At 59.7% G+C, this 16,142-nt stretch carries 13 protein-coding genes; 9 read left to right on the plus strand and 4 right to left on the minus strand.

Annotated elements, in window-relative coordinates:
• Positions 1-41 precede the first annotated feature (41 nt).
• The 5 genes from KFS80_RS19270 to KFS80_RS19290 all read left to right on the plus strand — a co-directional run bounded on the left by KFS80_RS19270 (position 42) and on the right by KFS80_RS19290 (position 5,599).
• Entirely contained in the window at positions 42-683 is a 642-nt protein-coding gene (locus KFS80_RS19270) for a YfgM family protein (RefSeq protein ID WP_053123524.1), read from the plus strand.
• Entirely contained in the window at positions 676-1,827 is a 1,152-nt protein-coding gene (gene bamB / locus KFS80_RS19275; RefSeq protein ID WP_212545598.1) for an outer membrane protein assembly factor BamB, read from the plus strand. Before KFS80_RS19270 ends, bamB begins: the two co-directional genes overlap by 8 nt.
• A 139-nt stretch (positions 1,828-1,966) precedes the next feature.
• Positions 1,967-3,436, plus strand: a complete 1,470-nt coding sequence (gene der / locus KFS80_RS19280; RefSeq protein ID WP_053123520.1) for a ribosome biogenesis GTPase Der — start codon at positions 1,967-1,969, stop codon at positions 3,434-3,436.
• A 235-nt stretch (positions 3,437-3,671) separates the two neighbouring features.
• Positions 3,672-4,820, plus strand: a complete 1,149-nt coding sequence (locus tag KFS80_RS19285; RefSeq protein WP_212545599.1) for a pyridoxal phosphate-dependent aminotransferase — start codon at positions 3,672-3,674, stop codon at positions 4,818-4,820.
• Entirely contained in the window at positions 4,808-5,599 is a 792-nt protein-coding gene (locus KFS80_RS19290; protein ID WP_212545600.1) for an amidohydrolase, read from the plus strand. The genes KFS80_RS19285 and KFS80_RS19290 overlap by 13 nt, the downstream gene beginning before the upstream one ends.
• Positions 5,600-5,807: 208 nt before the next feature.
• On the opposite strand, the gene leuA is transcribed toward KFS80_RS19290, so the two are convergent.
• The 4 genes from leuA to KFS80_RS19310 all read right to left on the minus strand — a co-directional run bounded on the left by leuA (position 5,808) and on the right by KFS80_RS19310 (position 11,173).
• The gene (gene leuA, locus KFS80_RS19295; protein WP_053123514.1) at positions 5,808-7,487 is read right to left on the minus strand and encodes a 2-isopropylmalate synthase; all 1,680 of its coding nucleotides are present in this window, start codon (positions 7,485-7,487) and stop codon (positions 5,808-5,810) included.
• 463 nt (positions 7,488-7,950) lie between these two features.
• The gene (locus tag KFS80_RS19300; protein ID WP_053123512.1) at positions 7,951-8,772 is read right to left on the minus strand and encodes a peptidoglycan DD-metalloendopeptidase family protein; all 822 of its coding nucleotides are present in this window, start codon (positions 8,770-8,772) and stop codon (positions 7,951-7,953) included.
• A 3-nt stretch (positions 8,773-8,775) separates the two neighbouring features.
• Positions 8,776-10,155, minus strand: coding sequence for an exodeoxyribonuclease VII large subunit (gene xseA, locus KFS80_RS19305; protein ID WP_212545601.1), 1,380 nt, complete (start codon positions 10,153-10,155; stop codon positions 8,776-8,778).
• A gap of 130 nt (positions 10,156-10,285) precedes the next feature.
• On the minus strand, positions 10,286-11,173 hold the full coding sequence (locus KFS80_RS19310; protein ID WP_212545602.1) for a LysR family transcriptional regulator: 888 nt from the start codon (positions 11,171-11,173) through the stop codon (positions 10,286-10,288).
• Positions 11,174-11,273: 100 nt separating this feature from the next.
• Here KFS80_RS19310 and KFS80_RS19315 point away from each other — a divergent pair, with 100 nt between their 5' ends.
• The 4 genes from KFS80_RS19315 to guaA all read left to right on the plus strand — a co-directional run bounded on the left by KFS80_RS19315 (position 11,274) and on the right by guaA (position 16,079).
• Positions 11,274-12,041, plus strand: a complete 768-nt coding sequence (locus tag KFS80_RS19315; protein WP_212545603.1) for a sulfite exporter TauE/SafE family protein — start codon at positions 11,274-11,276, stop codon at positions 12,039-12,041.
• Between the two features lie 135 nt (positions 12,042-12,176).
• Complete coding sequence (locus KFS80_RS19320; protein ID WP_053123506.1) at positions 12,177-12,725, plus strand: sugar ABC transporter ATPase; 549 nt, start codon at positions 12,177-12,179, stop codon at positions 12,723-12,725.
• A gap of 207 nt (positions 12,726-12,932) precedes the next feature.
• Positions 12,933-14,402, plus strand: a complete 1,470-nt coding sequence (gene guaB, locus KFS80_RS19325; protein WP_053123503.1) for an IMP dehydrogenase — start codon at positions 12,933-12,935, stop codon at positions 14,400-14,402.
• A gap of 99 nt (positions 14,403-14,501) precedes the next feature.
• Positions 14,502-16,079 carry a glutamine-hydrolyzing GMP synthase gene (gene guaA / locus KFS80_RS19330; protein ID WP_212545604.1) on the plus strand — a complete coding sequence of 526 codons (1,578 nt, stop codon included), beginning with the start codon at positions 14,502-14,504 and terminating at the stop codon, positions 16,077-16,079.
• Positions 16,080-16,142: the final 63 nt, after the last annotated feature.

Consider the following 16,142-nt stretch of genomic DNA (forward strand, 5'->3'; position numbering starts at 1 on the left):
AGCTGTCTAAACAGCCGATTTAGCGATTAAGGAGTATTGGGGTGTCGAGTACCGAAGACGAACAGTTGGCGGATTTGAAGGACTGGTGGACACGCAACGGCAAACCTCTGGTCACCGGCGGCCTGTTGGCGCTGGTCATAGTGTTCGGCTGGCAGGCTTATCACAAATATCAGGGCAACCAGTCGCAAGGCGCCTCGGTGCTCTATCAGCAATTGCTGGAAACCACGCTGACGCCTGACGGCAAGCCTGATGCTGCCCGCGTTGCGGATCTGGCCGGCAAGCTCAACAGCGAATTCGGCGGTACTGCCTACGCGCAGTACGGCAGCCTGTTCGTCGCCAAAGTGGCGGTCGACAGCGGCAAGCTGGACGACGCCGCGACCGAGCTGAAAGCCATCGTCGACAAACCGGCCAACCCGGCGCTGGGCGAAATCGCCCGTCAGCGTCTGGCACAGGTATTGGGTGCGCTGAACAAAGCTGAAGACGGTCTGAAACTGCTCGACGGCGACGCCGACAAAGCGTTCCTGGCTACTCGCGAAGAACTCAAGGGCGACCTGCTGGTGCAGCTGGGCCGTACCGATGACGCGAACAAGGCGTATCAAAAAGCCAAGGCGGCACTGTCGGATGAAGCGGCGGTCGGTGGCCTTCAAATCAAGCTCGACGACCTGGCCAAAGGGGATGCGTGACGTGATCCGTTGGAAGCATGCAGCATTGCTGGCTCTGGCCCTTCTGGCCGCGGGTTGCAGCAGCAACAGCAAAAAAGAATTGCCACCGGCTGAACTGACCGACTTCAAAGAAGAAGTGGTTCTGCAAAAGCAGTGGAGTCGTTCGATCGGTGACGGTCAGGGCGAAACCTACAATATGCTGGTGCCGGCGATCGACGGTGACACCATCTACGCCGCCGATGTATCCGGCGTGGTGATGGGCATGGATCGCAGCAACGGCGACGTGAAGTGGAAGCAAGACCTTGAACTGCCTGTCTCCGGCGCCGTTGGCGTGGGTTACGGTCTGGTTCTGATTGGTACGCTGCGTGGCGAAGTCGTCGCTCTGGACGCCAGCAATGGTGAAGAGAAGTGGCGCGCTCGCGTCAACAGCGAAGTCCTCGCGCCGCCGGCCAACAACGGCGACGTCGTGGTGGTGCAGACTCAGGACGATCGTCTGATCGGTCTGGATGCCTCCACCGGTACGCAACGCTGGGTGTATGACAGCACGCCGGCCGTTCTGACCCTGCGTGGCACCAGTGCACCGCTGGTCACCAATCGCCTCGCGGTGGCTGGCCTGTCGACCGGTAAAGTGGTCGCTTTGGACATTTCCAACGGCGTGCCGGTCTGGGAACAACGCATTGCGATTCCGCAAGGTCGTTCGGAACTGGAGCGCGTGGTCGACATCGACGGCGGTCTGCTGTTGTCCGGCGGCACCCTGTACGTTGCCAGCTATCAGGGTCGCGTCGCGGCACTGGATCTGGAAAGCGGTCGTCAACTCTGGCAGCGCGATGCGTCGAGCTACGCGGGTATTGCTCAGGGTTTCGGCAGCGTTTACGTGAGCCTGTCTTCGGGCACTGTTGAAGGCGTCGACGAGCGTTCCACCACAGCATTGTGGAGCAACGATTCGCTGGCTCGCCGTCAACTGTCGGCTCCGGAAGTGTTCTCCAGCTATGTAGCAGTGGGTGACCTGGAAGGTTATCTGCACCTGTTGAGTCAGGTTGACGGTCGTTTCGTCGGCCGTGAGCGCATCGACAGCGACGGCCTGCGTGCCCGTCCGCTGGTGGTGGGTGACACGATTTATGTGTATGGCAACAGCGGCAAACTGGAAGCCCTGACCATCAAGTAACAACTATGCTTGGGGATAACACCCCAGGCAGCTTCACTAGTGGAAGTGAACCTGTTCACTCCCACAGTGTTGCCCCGAGCACCAGCCGCTGCCTCGCAGCGGCTTTTGTATTTTCTGAAATAACGAAGTGGAGAGCCGCATGGTTCCCGTAATCGCCCTGGTGGGCCGACCGAACGTCGGCAAGTCCACCTTGTTCAACCGCCTGACCAGGACTCGCGACGCCATCGTCGGCGACTTGTCCGGTCTGACCCGTGATCGCCAGTACGGTGAGGCCAAGTGGCAAGGGCGTTCCTACATTCTGGTCGACACCGGTGGTATCTCCGGTGACGAGCACGGTATGGACGAAAAAATGGCCGAGCAGTCGCTGCTGGCCATTGAAGAAGCAGATGTTGTGCTGTTCCTGGTAGATGCCAAGGCCGGTTTCACCGCCGCCGACCAGATGATCGCCGAACACCTGCGCAAACGTAACAAGCGTTCCTACGTGGTTGCCAACAAGGTCGACAACATCGACCCGGAAATGGCCCGCGCTGAATTCGCACCACTGGGCATGGGCCACGCGATTCCGATCGCTGGTGCTCACGGCCGTGGCATCACGCAGATGCTGGAAATCGCCCTGGGTGATTTCCCGCGTGATGAAGAAGAGCCGGAAGACGGCGAAGAAGAAATCGTTGCCGAAGGTGAGGAAGCCAAGCGCATTCCTGGCCCGAGCGAAAAAGACGGCATCAAGATCGCCATCATCGGTCGTCCGAACGTCGGCAAATCGACCCTGGTCAACCGTATGCTCGGTGAAGACCGGGTAATCGTTTATGACCAGCCCGGCACCACCCGCGACAGTATCTACATCCCGTTCGAGCGGAATGAAGAGAAGTACACGCTGATCGACACCGCCGGTGTGCGCAAGCGCGGCAAGATCCACGAAGAAGTTGAAAAGTTCTCCGTGGTCAAAACCCTGCAAGCGATCAAAGACGCCAACGTGGTGATCTTTGTGATGGACGCCCGTGAAGGTGTGGTCGATCACGACCTCAACCTGCTCGGCTTCGCCATCGAGTCGGGTCGTGCGCTGGTGATCGCGATCAACAAGTGGGACGGCATGACGCCGAGCGAGCGCGACTTCGTCAAGGTCGAGCTGCAGCGTCGTCTGTTCTTCGTTGATTACGCCGATATCCACTTCATCTCGGCACTGCACGGTACTGGCGTGGGCAACCTCTACGCGTCCGTACAGAACTCGTTCAAGTCCGCGGTCACCCGCTGGCCGACCAACCGTCTGACCCAGATTCTGGAAGACGCGGTGGGCGAGCACGCGCCACCGATGGTCAACAACCGCCGGATCAAGCTGCGTTACGCCCACTTGGGTGGTGCTAACCCGCCAATCATCGTGATCCACGGTAACCAGATCGAGAAAGTGCCGAAGTCGTATGTGCGCTATCTGGAGAACACTTACCGTCGTGTGCTCAAGCTGGTCGGTACGCCGATCCGCATCGAGTTCAAGGGCGGCGAGAACCCGTACGAAGGCAACAAAAACACCCTGACCGACCGCCAGGTCAACAGGAAGCGTCGGATGATGTCGCACAGCAAGAAAGCCGACAAAAAGCGCCGCGACAAGAAGTAAGGTCGCTGGCCGTTGATCGTTCCCATGCTCCGCGTGGGAATGTATCCCGTGACGCTCTGCGTCACAAAAGCGGCGGACGCAGAGCGTCCAAGGCTGCATTCCCACGCAGAGCGTGGGAACGATCAACTTGAGAGAAGGGTGCCATCCGGCGCCCTTTTTTTATGGGCGCCGGATGGGCTATCCTCGGGCTCTCCCGCGCCGTCGTCAGAGCCGGGTGTTGAGCAGGGAACCCCCGATGATCACCAGTAAGCTGCCGAATGTCGGCATCACTATTTTCACGCAGATGTCTCAGCTCGCGGCGCAGACCGGCGCGATCAACCTGTCCCAGGGTTTTCCTGATTTCGACGGCCCGCAGTCTTTGCGCGATGCGGTCGGTCGGCACATTGCCAGTGGCCACAACCAGTATTCGCCGATGACCGGTTTGCCGGCGCTGCGCGAACAGATTGCGCTGAAAATCGCGCGCAGCTGCGGCGTGCAGGTCAACGCCGACAGCGAAGTGACCGTCACTCCCGGTGCGACTCAAGCCATCTTCTGTGCGATTCAGGCGGTTATCCACAGCGGCGACGAAGTCATCGTGTTCGATCCATGCTACGACAGCTATGCACCGGCAACGGAATTGGCGGGCGGTCGTTGCGTGCATGTGCAACTGAACCCGGATGACTTCTCCATCGATTTCGAGCAACTCGCGGCGGCCCTGAGCCCGCGCACGAAAATGATCGTCATCAACACCCCGCACAACCCGAGCGGCGCCCTGATCACCCGCGACGAACTCGATCAACTGGCAGCGCTGATCCGCGACCGCGACATCTACCTGATCAGCGATGAAGTCTACGAACACCTGGTCTTCGGCGGCGTGCCCCACGTCAGCGTGCTCGCGCACGAAGAGCTGTATCAGCGCGCCTTCGTGGTCAGCTCGTTCGGCAAGACCTATCACGTCACGGGCTGGAAAACCGGCTATGTCGTTGCGCCGCCGGCACTGACCGCCGAACTGCGCAAAGTCCATCAGTACGTCAGCTTCTGCGGCGTGACACCGCTGCAATACGCGTTGGCCGATTACATGGCCGAGCACCCGGAGCACGTCGAAGAGTTGCCGGGTTTTTATCAGGCCAAACGCGACCTGTTCTGCGACCTGCTGGCCCCGTCTCGCTTCACCTTCAGCCGTGTCGCGGGCACCTATTTCCAACTGGTCGATTACTCGCAGATCCGTCCTGATTTGAACGACGTCGAGATGGCCATGTGGATGACCCGCGAACACGGCGTGGCGAGTATTCCGGTGTCGGTGTTCTACCAGAATCCACCGCAAGGCCAGCGCCTGGTGCGTCTGTGCTTTGCCAAACGCGAGGAGACGCTGCGTGAAGCGGCGGCGAAACTATGCGTGATCTGAGTGCATTACCCGATCTTAATCTGGCGCTGATCCAGACCACCCTGGCCTGGCACGACCGTCAGGCCAACTTCGAGCATTTCGAGCAATTGCTGGAGCAGGCGCGGGGGGCGGATTTGATCATCCTGCCGGAAATGTTCACCACCGGTTTCTCCATGGAGTCAGAAACGCTCGCCGAAGCCGAGAACGGCCCAACCAGCAAATGGCTGCGGGTTCAGGCGGCGAAACTCGATGCGGTGATTACCGGCAGCGTGATTATTCAGGCGGCAGACGGCAGCCATCGCAATCGCCTGCTGTGGGCGCGGCCGGACGGTGAAGTGTTGCATTACGACAAGCGTCATCTGTTCCGCATGGCCGGTGAGCACAATCACTACACGCCCGGCGAACGGCAGGTGCAGTTCGAACTGAAGGGTTGGCGTGTGCGTCCGCTGATTTGCTACGACCTGCGCTTCCCGGTGTGGAGCCGTGATTCGCAGGATACGGATCTGCTGCTGTACACCGCGAACTGGCCGGGTGCGCGGCGTTTGCACTGGAACCGTTTGCTGCCGGCGCGGGCGATCGAAAACCTTTGTTATGTGGCAGCGGTGAATCGCGTTGGCACTGATGGCAAGGGCTTCGCTTATACCGGTGACAGTCAGGTGCTGGATTTTCAGGGCGAGAGCTTGCTGACGGCGGGGGAGGCGGATGGTGTGTTTAAGGTGGTGCTGGAAGCGGCACCATTGGCGGCGTATCGCGAGCGCTTTCCGGCGAATCTGGATGCCGATACGTTTGAGTTCACCTGAAAGGATGGGGTGACGGACAGGACGCCTTCGTGAGCAATCTGATCGTTCCCACGCTCTGCGTGGGAATGCAGCCCGTGACGCTCTGCGTCACTGGACGCGGAGCGTCCCCTGATTCATTCCCACGCGGAGCGTGGGAACGATCGCCGTCAGCAGACAAAAAAAGGCCCCGAAGTTCGCACTTCGGGGCCTTTTGGATTTCAGCAGTCGATTACGCCGCTTTCGCCTCAGGCTGGCTCAGCGAGCGGTTCAGCGCGCTGAACAAGGCCTTGAAGCTGGCCGTGGTGATGTTTTCATCGATACCCACGCCGTGTACCGCACGTTCGCCATTCACACGCAGCTCGATGTACGCCGCCGCTTTGGCGTTGGTGCCGGCGCCGATTGCGTGTTCGTTGTAGTCCATGATCTCCACCGGAATCGGCAGGCCGGCGACCAGTGCTTCCAGCGCACCGTTGCCCTTGCCGCGCCAGTGCAGGTTGGTTTCGCCCTGACCCTTGCTCGCCACTTCCACTTCAACATTGCTGTTGCCGTTTTCTTCCTGCAGGCGATGGCTGACCAGCGCGTACGGGGTGTTGGCTTGCAGGTATTCGCTGATCAACAGCGAGTGAATCTGCTTGGCGGTCATCTCCAGACCGAGACGATCGGTTTCACGCTGCACGACCTGGCTGAATTCGATTTGCATGCGACGTGGCAGGCTGATGCCGTATTCCTGCTCCAGCAAGTACGCGATGCCGCCCTTGCCCGACTGGCTGTTGACGCGAATCACCGCCTCGTAGCTGCGGCCGATGTCGGCCGGGTCGATCGGCAAGTACGGCACTTCCCACAGTGCGTCCGGTTTCTGCTGGGAGAAACCTTTGCGGATCGCATCCTGGTGCGAGCCGGAGAACGCGGTGTGCACCAGGTCGCCAACGTACGGGTGACGCGGGTGAACCTGAATCTGGTTGCACTCTTCAACGACTTTGCGCACGCCGTCGATGTCGGAGAAGTCCAGCTGCGGGTCGAGACCCTGGGTGTACATGTTCAGTGCGACGGTGACGAGGTCGACGTTACCGGTACGCTCGCCATTGCCGAACAGGCAGCCTTCGACGCGGTCGGCGCCGGCCATCAGGCCCAGCTCGGTGGCCGCGACGCCGGTGCCACGGTCGTTGTGGGTGTGCAGGCTGATGATCACGCTGTCACGACGGTTGATGTTGCGGCCGAACCACTCGATCTGATCGGCGTAGATGTTCGGCGTTGCGCACTCAACGGTGGCGGGCAGGTTGAGGATCATCTTGTGCTCAGGCGTCGGGTTCCACACCTCGATCACCGCATCACAGACTTCCTTGGCAAATTCCAGCTCGGTAGCGCTGAAGGTTTCCGGCGAGTATTCGAACGTCCACTCGGTGTCCGGCTGCATCGCGGCGTATTTGACGAACAGCTTGGCAGCGTTCACGGCGATGGCCTTGATGCCGTCCTTGTCCTGGTTGAAGACGATGCGACGGAAAGACGGCGAAGTGGCGTTGTACAAGTGAACGATGGCTTTCTTCGCGCCGCGCAGGGATTCGAAGGTGCGCTCGATCAAGTCTTCACGACCCTGGGTCAGCACCTGAATGGTGGTGTCGTCCGGGATGTGGCCTTCTTCGATGAGGGTGCGCACGAAGTCGAAGTCGGTTTGCGAAGCGGCCGGGAACGAGGCTTCGATTTCCTTCACGCCGACTTGCACCAGGGTTTTCCAGAAGCGCAGCTTTTTCACCGCGTCCATCGGCTCGATCAGCGACTGGTTGCCGTCACGCAGGTCGGAGCTGCACCAGATCGGCGCGGTGTCGATGGTCTTCGACGGCCAGGTGCGATCCGGCAGGTTGATGACAGGAAACGCGCGGTATTTCGAAGACGGGTCTTTGAGCATGCTCATCGGGAAATTCCTTATTGTCTGGGCCGAAAAAAGGCGGCCTGCCGGTGTTACGAATATGTCGGGAAAAGCTCTGGGCGAGGCGCAGCGATTCAGCCTGGCAGTCGTGCGCTGACGAGGCACAGGCTGCGGTGCTGGCGAAGCTGAATGAGGGTGTGAGAGGTTTTCATGCCTTCAACCCTAACCGCGAGGGGAGAGGATGGCAAGCAGTCGAAAAAAATTGAGAGGAATACTCGGAAAGCGGGGTTTTGCAGGATTTTATTGCGAGTAAATCAGCGGATCTTGTTGAAGTTTGCGTGAGGTTAGATTGGGGCGCAATTGAGGGTGGTCGGGTGTCAGGGGGATTTGTGGGTTGGTCAGGCCGCCTTCGCGAGCAAGCCCGCTCCCACAGTGGATCGTGTTCACAACACAAATCCACTGTGGGAGCGGGCTTGCTCGCGAAGAGGCCGGTCGCCTCAATACATATTTAAGGCTGAAATGCGCCAATGAAAATCGCCGGATCCACCCGCGCATCATTCAGGCTGACATTCCAGTGCATATGCGGCCCGGTCGCGCGGCCGGTCATGCCCACCTTGCCCACCACCGCGCCACGCGCCAGTTGCTGGCCGTCCTTCACGTCAATCTTCGACATATGGCAGAACATGCTGATAAAGCCCTGCCCATGGTCGACGAACACCGTGTTGCCATTAAAGAAGTAGTTGCCGATCAGAATTACCTTACCCGCCGCCGGGGTCTTGATCGGCGTGCCTGCCGGTACAGCGAAATCGAGACCGGCGTGCGGATTGCGTTCTTCACCATTAAAGAAGCGGCGCACACCAAACTTGCTCGACAGCGGCCCGTTGACCGGCTTGTCCAACAGCAGATTGCTCGGCGTGTTCGGGCTGAAGCTGCGATAGGCCTTGATCTGCACGGCCAGTTCCCCCTCGATGCGCTTGAGGTTCGACTGATCCGGATTGACCTGCTGCTTGTTCTTCAGGGTGATGTGCTGTTCCGGGTATTTCTTGCTGCCGACAGTAAACGGCAGATTACGGCCGCCACTGCTGATCTGCTGCGCACCCGGTTTGACCGTCAACGGCACGCCGACGATTGCCAGCCAGTTGTCCTGTTCCTTGACCACCAGCACCGGTTTGCCTTGATAGGTGGCGGTCGGCGCCTGCGCGGCCGTGCCCAGATCAACCACGGCGACGCCACCCGGTACCGGTTTGTTGAGCATCCGGGTGATGTAGCTGTCGGCATGGGCGTTGAAGGTCAGGCAGAGCAAAAACAGTGGAGCCAGAAAACGCGGCATGGATCAGTCCAGTAAAGAAAGGGTGACAGGCGTCAGGTGATTGTCTTCGACGCGCACTTGCAGTTCGCCTTCGCCGAGTTTGGCTTTCAGACGCTGACCGGTGTGGGTCTGCGCGGCGTTACGAATCGCATGGCCGCGCTCATCGAGCAGAATGCTGTAACCGCGACCGAGGGTCGCCAACGGGCTGACCACGTGTAGCGTCTGCATCTGACTGTGCAGTTGCAGACGACGGTTTTTCAGGCCTTCACGCATGGCACGCGGCAGACGTTCGGCGAGGCTGTCTAGACGCTGGCGCAACATCGCCAACTGGCGGCCTGGGTGTTGCCCGGTGAGGCGGGTTTCCAGACGGATCAGCCGCTCGCGACGGGTATTGAGGCTGCGCTCGAAGGCGCGGCGCATGCGCATGTCCAGATCATCCAGACGTTGCGCTTGCTGGCGCAGACGTTCGCCGGGATGACGCAGGCGACGCGCCATGCCTTCGAGGCGCAGACGATCACGCATCAAACGGTCACGCATGCGCATCACCAGGCGGCGATGCAGGCTTTCGACCTGGCGGATCAGATGGCTGGAATCAGGCGCGAGCAACTCGGCAGCCGCAGATGGCGTCGGTGCGCGAACGTCAGCGACAAAGTCACTGATCGACACATCGGTTTCATGGCCGACAGCGCTGACAATCGGCGTCACGCAAGCATCGACGGCGCGGGCCACGGCTTCTTCGTTGAAACACCAGAGGTCTTCCAGCGAGCCGCCGCCACGGGCGAGGATCAGCGCATCGAAGCCACGGGCATCGGCCATTTTCAGCGCGCGAACGATTTGTGCGGTGGCTTCGCGGCCCTGTACGGCGGTCGGAATCAGCGTCAACTGAACCTGCGGCGCACGACGGCGGAACACGCTGATGATGTCGCGAATCACCGCACCCGTCGGCGAACTGATAATGCCGATGCGCTGCGGATGCGCGGGCAGCGGCACTTTGCGCTCGGCACTGAACAGCCCTTCGGCGCTGAGCTTTTCTTTCAGCGCATCGAAGGCCAGACGCAGCGCGCCGTCACCGGCAGGCTCCACGGTGTCGAGGATCAACTGATAGTCGCCACGGCCTTCGAACAGCGAGACCTTGCCGCGCACCTTAACTGCCAAACCATCTTTCAGCGCCTGGCGCACGCGCGCGGCGTTCTGCCGGAACAGCGCGCAACGAACCTGCGCGCCACTGTCCTTGAGCGTGAAGTAGATGTGGCCGGACGCCGGTCGGGCGAGGTTGGAGATTTCGCCTTCGACCCAGATGTTGCTGAACACGTCTTCGAGCAACACCCGCGCGCGGCCGTTGAGCTGGCTGACGGTCAGGACTTCACGGTCCAGGCCAAGTCTTGCAAAGGGATCTTTAATCATGGGGCGCAGTTTAAAGGCATTCTCGCCGTCATTGCACGATCCCTGTAGGAGCTGTCGAGTGAAACGAGGCTGCGATCTTTTGATCTGGTTTTTGAGATCAAGGTCAAAAGATCGCAGCCTTCGGCAGCTCCTACAGGGGAGTGGTGAAGGTCTGGAGGAAGTGGTGGATAAGGGGACTGGGGTTCTGGCGGTAGGCGAGGGCGACGGTGCTTTGGCAGTCGGGATCGCTCAGCGGCAGAAATCGTACGCCGCTCGGTGCAATGTCTTGCATTGATTCCGGCAGCAGGGCAATGCCGAATCCGCCCTGAATCAATTGTAACTGCGTGGTCTTGCGCGACATTACCCGCGCCGCTTTCGGGAAGAAACCCTGGCGCATGCACAGATCGGCGCACAAATAGCTCAGGCCGCCGCGCTGTGGATGGGGAATGGAGATGAAGGCTTCGTCCTTGAGCTGCGCCAGTTCCACCGTATCCAAGGAGGCCAGTCGATGATCCGCCGGTACGGCCAGCAACAGGCGTTCACTAAACAGCGGCACGATCTGAATACTTTCGCGCTGACGCAGCACTGGCAGGCGCAGCAAACCGACATCGAGGCGACCTTCGGCCAGTTCCTCCAATTGCGCCTCGGAAGACAGCTTGCCGATATCCAGCGACACGCCCGGTTGTTGCTGCAGGTAAGCGCCGATATCGCTGAGCAAACGCCCACTGATCGGCACGGTGCTGGAATGGCTCAAACGTAGAGTGCCGAGTTGCCCGTTACCGACTTCGGTGGCCATGACGCTGGCCTTGTTCAGTTCGATCAGCAGATTACGCGCTCGCGGCAAAAACGCTTCGCCCGCCGCCGTGAGTCGCGGCTGACGTGCTGTGCGCTCGAACAACGGCGTTTGCAGGTGTGTCTCCATGGTCTTGATCTGCCGGCTTAGCGCCGATTGGGCAATGAACAAGCGCTCCGCCGCCGCACTGAAACTGCCGCATTCAGCGATTTCGACGAAGTAACGCAATTGACGGGTGGAAAGCATCAGGTATGCCTTTTCGAGATGACTTGGCGACTTTGAAGATATTAGTCGCAAGCGTTGGCGCTGGCTAAAGTCATCTCAGGCTTATTAAGGAAGCGCATCGATGAGCGTGGCGGGTTTGTTGAGTGAGTGGTCGTGGGGCGCGCAAGGCTGGGTGATCATCGGCTTGGGCATCGTGCTGGCTTATATCGTCTTCGGTATCGCCGGGTTCGGCACGGCGTTGGTGGCGGGGCCGATTCTGATTCTGTTCATGCCGTTGTCGAAGATCGTGCCGCTGCTGGTGTTGCTGGATTTCGTCGCGGCGTTCGGCAATCTGCTGCCGTCGCGGCGCGATGTCGCTAAGCCGGAGCTGTTGCGGTTGCTGCCGTGTATGGCGGTCGGTTGTACGTTGGGGGTGATTTTCCTGCTCAACCTCAAGTCCGACCTGCTGTTGCTGTTGATGGGGCTGTTTATCAGCGCTTACGCGATTTACAGCCTGTGGGTGAAAGCGCGGCCGACGCAATTGTCGGCCGGGTGGGCAGTGCCGATGGGCACGGTGGGTGGGTTATTTGGTGCGCTGTTTGGCAGCGGCGGCTTTTTATATGCGATTTATTTGAACAGCCGATTGCAGAAGGAAGCGGCGCGAGCCACGCAAAGTGCGCTGATCAGTTGCAGTACGGTGGTGCGTTTGAGCCTGTTTGCCATCGCCGGGGTATATGCCGAGCTACCCTTGTTGATGTTGGCGCTGTGTCTGTTGCCGGCCATGGCGTTGGGGTTGTGGGTCGGGCGGCGGTTGACCATGAAGTTGTCGCGCGAGGCTTTTGTGCGATTGGTGACGTGGCTGGTGCTGGCGAGCGGGCTGGCGTTGATTGGGCGCTATCTCAGCACTTGACCGGATTTTGTCAGGGATTAAGCTGCCGGCCTTTAGGGCCTCTTCGCGAGCAAGCCCGCTCCCACGGGAACTGCATTCCAATGTGGGAGCGGGCTTGCTCGCGAAGGCGTCAGCAGCCACACCGCAGGACTTTCCATGAATTCGCAAAGCATCATCGTCCCGAAAATCTCCACCCTGCCGGTGCACGAACCCCGGGCTCGGGCGATCGTGCGCTGGCTGGTGCGCAAAAACATCGTCAAGGAAGAGCTGAGCACCTGCGGCCGCACTGGCAATCGTATGGCTTACGCGATTGCCGATGGCGCGCGGGCCGTGGTGCTGCACCCGCAGGCGTTGCCGTTCGGCGAGCCCATCAACGGTCTGGAAATCGTCACCAAACGCTGCATCTATACCCCGGCCAAGGGGTTTCTCGGAGAAGCCGGTTGCGCCGAATGCCGTCGCGAGATCGGCGAGGCACTGTTCGAAAGCCTGGAAGACTGGATGCCTGGGCGCACCGATAACTTCACCTGCCCGGAATGCGGGCACGAAGACGACATCAACGGCTTCCTGTACCTGCAAGAGTGCGGGTTCTCCAATCTCGGCTTCATCTTCAACAATTGGCTGGAGGCGGGTTTCAAACAAAGCTTCCTCGACGAGTTCGCTGACTGGCTCGATCTCCCCGTCAGCTGGGTAAAAGTCGAACTCTGACCCTCAAATATTCCCTGTAGGAGCTGCCGAAGGCTGCGATCTTTTGATCTGGTTATTAACAGACAACGTCAAAAGATCGCAGCCTCCGGCAGCTCCTACAAAAAACAGGGTTTTCCGTATATCAATTAGGCTGAGTTTTACGTTGATCCGAAGGGGGTGTCTGACTATAATGGCGCGCTTCCATTTTCCCGCTCGGGAGCCCCCGCGATGCTGCGTATCAGCCAAGAAGCTCTGACATTCGACGACATTCTCCTAGTGCCCGGTTATTCCGAGGTGCTTCCTAACGAAGTCAGTCTCAAGACCCGCCTAACCCGTGGCATCGAGCTGAATATTCCTCTGGTTTCTGCCGCAATGGACACCGTTACTGAAGCCCGTCTGGCAATTGCCATGGCTCAGGAAGGTGGCATCGGCATTATCCACAAGAACATGACCATCGAGCAGCAAGCTGCCGAAGTTCGCAAGGTCAAGCGTTACGAAGCCGGTGTAGTCAAGGATCCGATCACCATCGAGGCTGATGCCACGGTGCGTGAACTGTTCGAACTGACCCGTCTGCACAACATTTCCGGCGTTCCGGTACTGCACGATGGCGACCTGGTCGGCATCGTCACTTCCCGTGACGTGCGTTTCGAAAACCGTCTGGAAGCCACCGTCCGTGAAGTGATGACGCCTAAAGAGCGTCTGGTCACGGTCAAGGAAGGCGCCGACAAGAACGACGTTCGCGAGTTGCTGCACAAAAACCGCATCGAACGCGTTCTGATCGTTGACGACAAATTTGCCCTCAAAGGCATGATGACCGTCAACGACATCGAAAAAGCCAAAGCCTACCCGCTGGCCAGCAAGGACGATCAAGGTCGTCTGCGCGTTGGCGCTGCTGTCGGTACCGGTAAAGACACTGGTGACCGCGTCGCTGCGCTGGTCAATGCCGGTGTGGACGTGGTGGTAGTCGATACCGCTCACGGTCACTCCAAAGGCGTGATCGACCGCGTTCGTTGGGTTAAACAGAATTTCCCTGAAGTGCAGGTGATCGGCGGCAACATCGCCACCGGCGCCGCTGCCAAGGCTCTGGCCGAAGCAGGCGCTGACGCAGTCAAGGTCGGTATCGGCCCTGGCTCGATCTGCACCACCCGTATCGTCGCCGGTGTCGGCGTCCCGCAAATCAGTGCCATCGCCAACGTCGCCGCTGCCCTTGAAGGCACTGGCGTTCCGTTGATCGCCGACGGCGGCATCCGTTTCTCCGGTGACCTGTCCAAGGCCATCGTAGCCGGTGCTTCCTGCGTGATGATGGGCTCGATGTTCGCCGGTACTGAAGAAGCGCCGGGCGAAATCGAACTGTTCCAGGGCCGTTCGTACAAGGCGTATCGCGGCATGGGTTCGCTGGGCGCCATGTCCCAGGCTCAAGGTTCTTCCGACCGTTACTTCCAGGACTCCTCGGCCGGCGCCGAAAAACTCGTTCCGGAAGGCATCGAAGGCCGTGTGCCGTACAAAGGCACCCTGAGCGCGATCATTCACCAACTGATGGGCGGTCTGCGTTCCTCGATGGGTTACACCGGCAGCGCCGACATCGAAGAAATGCGCACCAAGCCTGAATTCGTGCGGATCACCGGCGCCGGCATGGCCGAATCCCACGTTCACGACGTGCAGATCACCAAAGAAGCGCCAAACTACCGCGTAGGTTGATGCTTCAAGCAAATCGTTAGACAACCGGGGCTGTTTTATTCAGCCCCGAGTTGTTTCTGTATCACGACTGTTTCTGAATGACTTAGACGAGACTGAATCATGGCCCTCGATATTCACGCTCACCGCATCCTGATCCTCGACTTCGGTTCGCAATACACCCAACTGATCGCCCGCCGCGTGCGCGAGATCGGTGTGTACTGCGAACTGCACCCGTTCGACATGGACGAAGATGCGATCCGCGAATTCGCTCCTAAAGGCGTCATCCTCGCCGGCGGCCCCGAGTCCGTACACGTCGCCGACAGCCCGCGCTGCCCACAGGCAGTGTTCGATCTGGGCGTACCGGTTTTCGGTATCTGCTACGGCATGCAGACCATGGCCGAGCAACTGGGCGGCAAGGTTGAAGGTTCCGAGCTGCGTGAGTTCGGTTACGCCCGCGTTGACGTAGTCGGCAAGAGCCGCCTGCTCGACGGCATCGAAGACCACATCGACGCTGACGGCCTGTTCGGCCTCGACGTATGGATGAGCCACGGTGACAAAGTCACCAAGATGCCGGAAGACTTCCACGTCCTCGCCAGCACCCCGAGCTGCCCGATCGCCGGTATGTTCAACGACGACCGTGGCTACTACGGCGTGCAGTTCCACCCGGAAGTGACCCACACCAAACAGGGCGGTCGCATCCTGTCGCGCTTCGTTCTTGACATCTGCGGCTGTGAAGCCCTGTGGACGCCGTCGAAGATCGCTGAAGACGCCATCGCCAACATCCGCGCACAAGTCGGCACCGACAACGTGCTGCTGGGTCTGTCCGGCGGCGTTGACTCCTCGGTGGTTGCCGCGCTGCTGCACAAAGCCATCGGCGACCAACTGACCTGCGTCTTCGTCGACAACGGCCTGCTGCGTCTGCACGAAGGCGAGCAAGTGATGGCCATGTTCGCCGAGAACATGGGCGTCAAGGTGATCCGCGCCAACGCTGAAGAGCAGTTCCTGAACAACCTGGCCGGCGAAGCCGATCCAGAGAAGAAGCGCAAAATCATCGGTCGTACCTTCATCGACGTATTCGATGCCCAGTCGAACAAACTGGACAACATCAAGTACCTCGCTCAGGGCACCATCTACCCGGACGTGATCGAGTCGGCTGGCGCGAAAAGCGGCAAGGCCCACGTGATCAAGTCGCACCACAACGTGGGCGGCCTGCCGGAAGAGATGAACCTGAAACTGGTCGAGCCACTGCGCGAACTGTTCAAGGACGAAGTCCGTCGTCTGGGCCTGGAACTCGGCCTGCCGTACGACATGGTCTACCGTCACCCGTTCCCGGGCCCGGGTCTGGGCGTACGTATCCTCGGTGAAGTGAAAAAGGAATACGCCGACCTGCTGCGTCGTGCCGACCACATCTTCATCGAAGAACTGCGCAAAGCCGACTGGTACCACAAAGTCAGCCAAGCCTTTGTCGTGTTCCAGCCAGTGAAATCGGTTGGTGTTGTTGGTGATGGCCGTCGTTACGCCTGGGTGGTTGCCCTGCGTGCCGTAGAAACCATCGACTTCATGACCGCGCGTTGGGCTCACCTGCCTTACGAACTGCTGGAAACCGTCTCCGGCCGCATCATCAATGAAATCGAAGGCATTTCGCGCGTTACTTATGACGTGTCGAGCAAACCGCCAGCGACGATTGAGTGGGAATAATCCCGGTCTGATTGATCGGTGTTAACCCCGAAAAGCCCCGTGAACGCGAGTTCACGGGGCTTT

This window comes from Pseudomonas rustica (assembly GCF_018336155.1).
Lineage (GTDB): Bacteria > Pseudomonadota > Gammaproteobacteria > Pseudomonadales > Pseudomonadaceae > Aquipseudomonas > Aquipseudomonas rustica.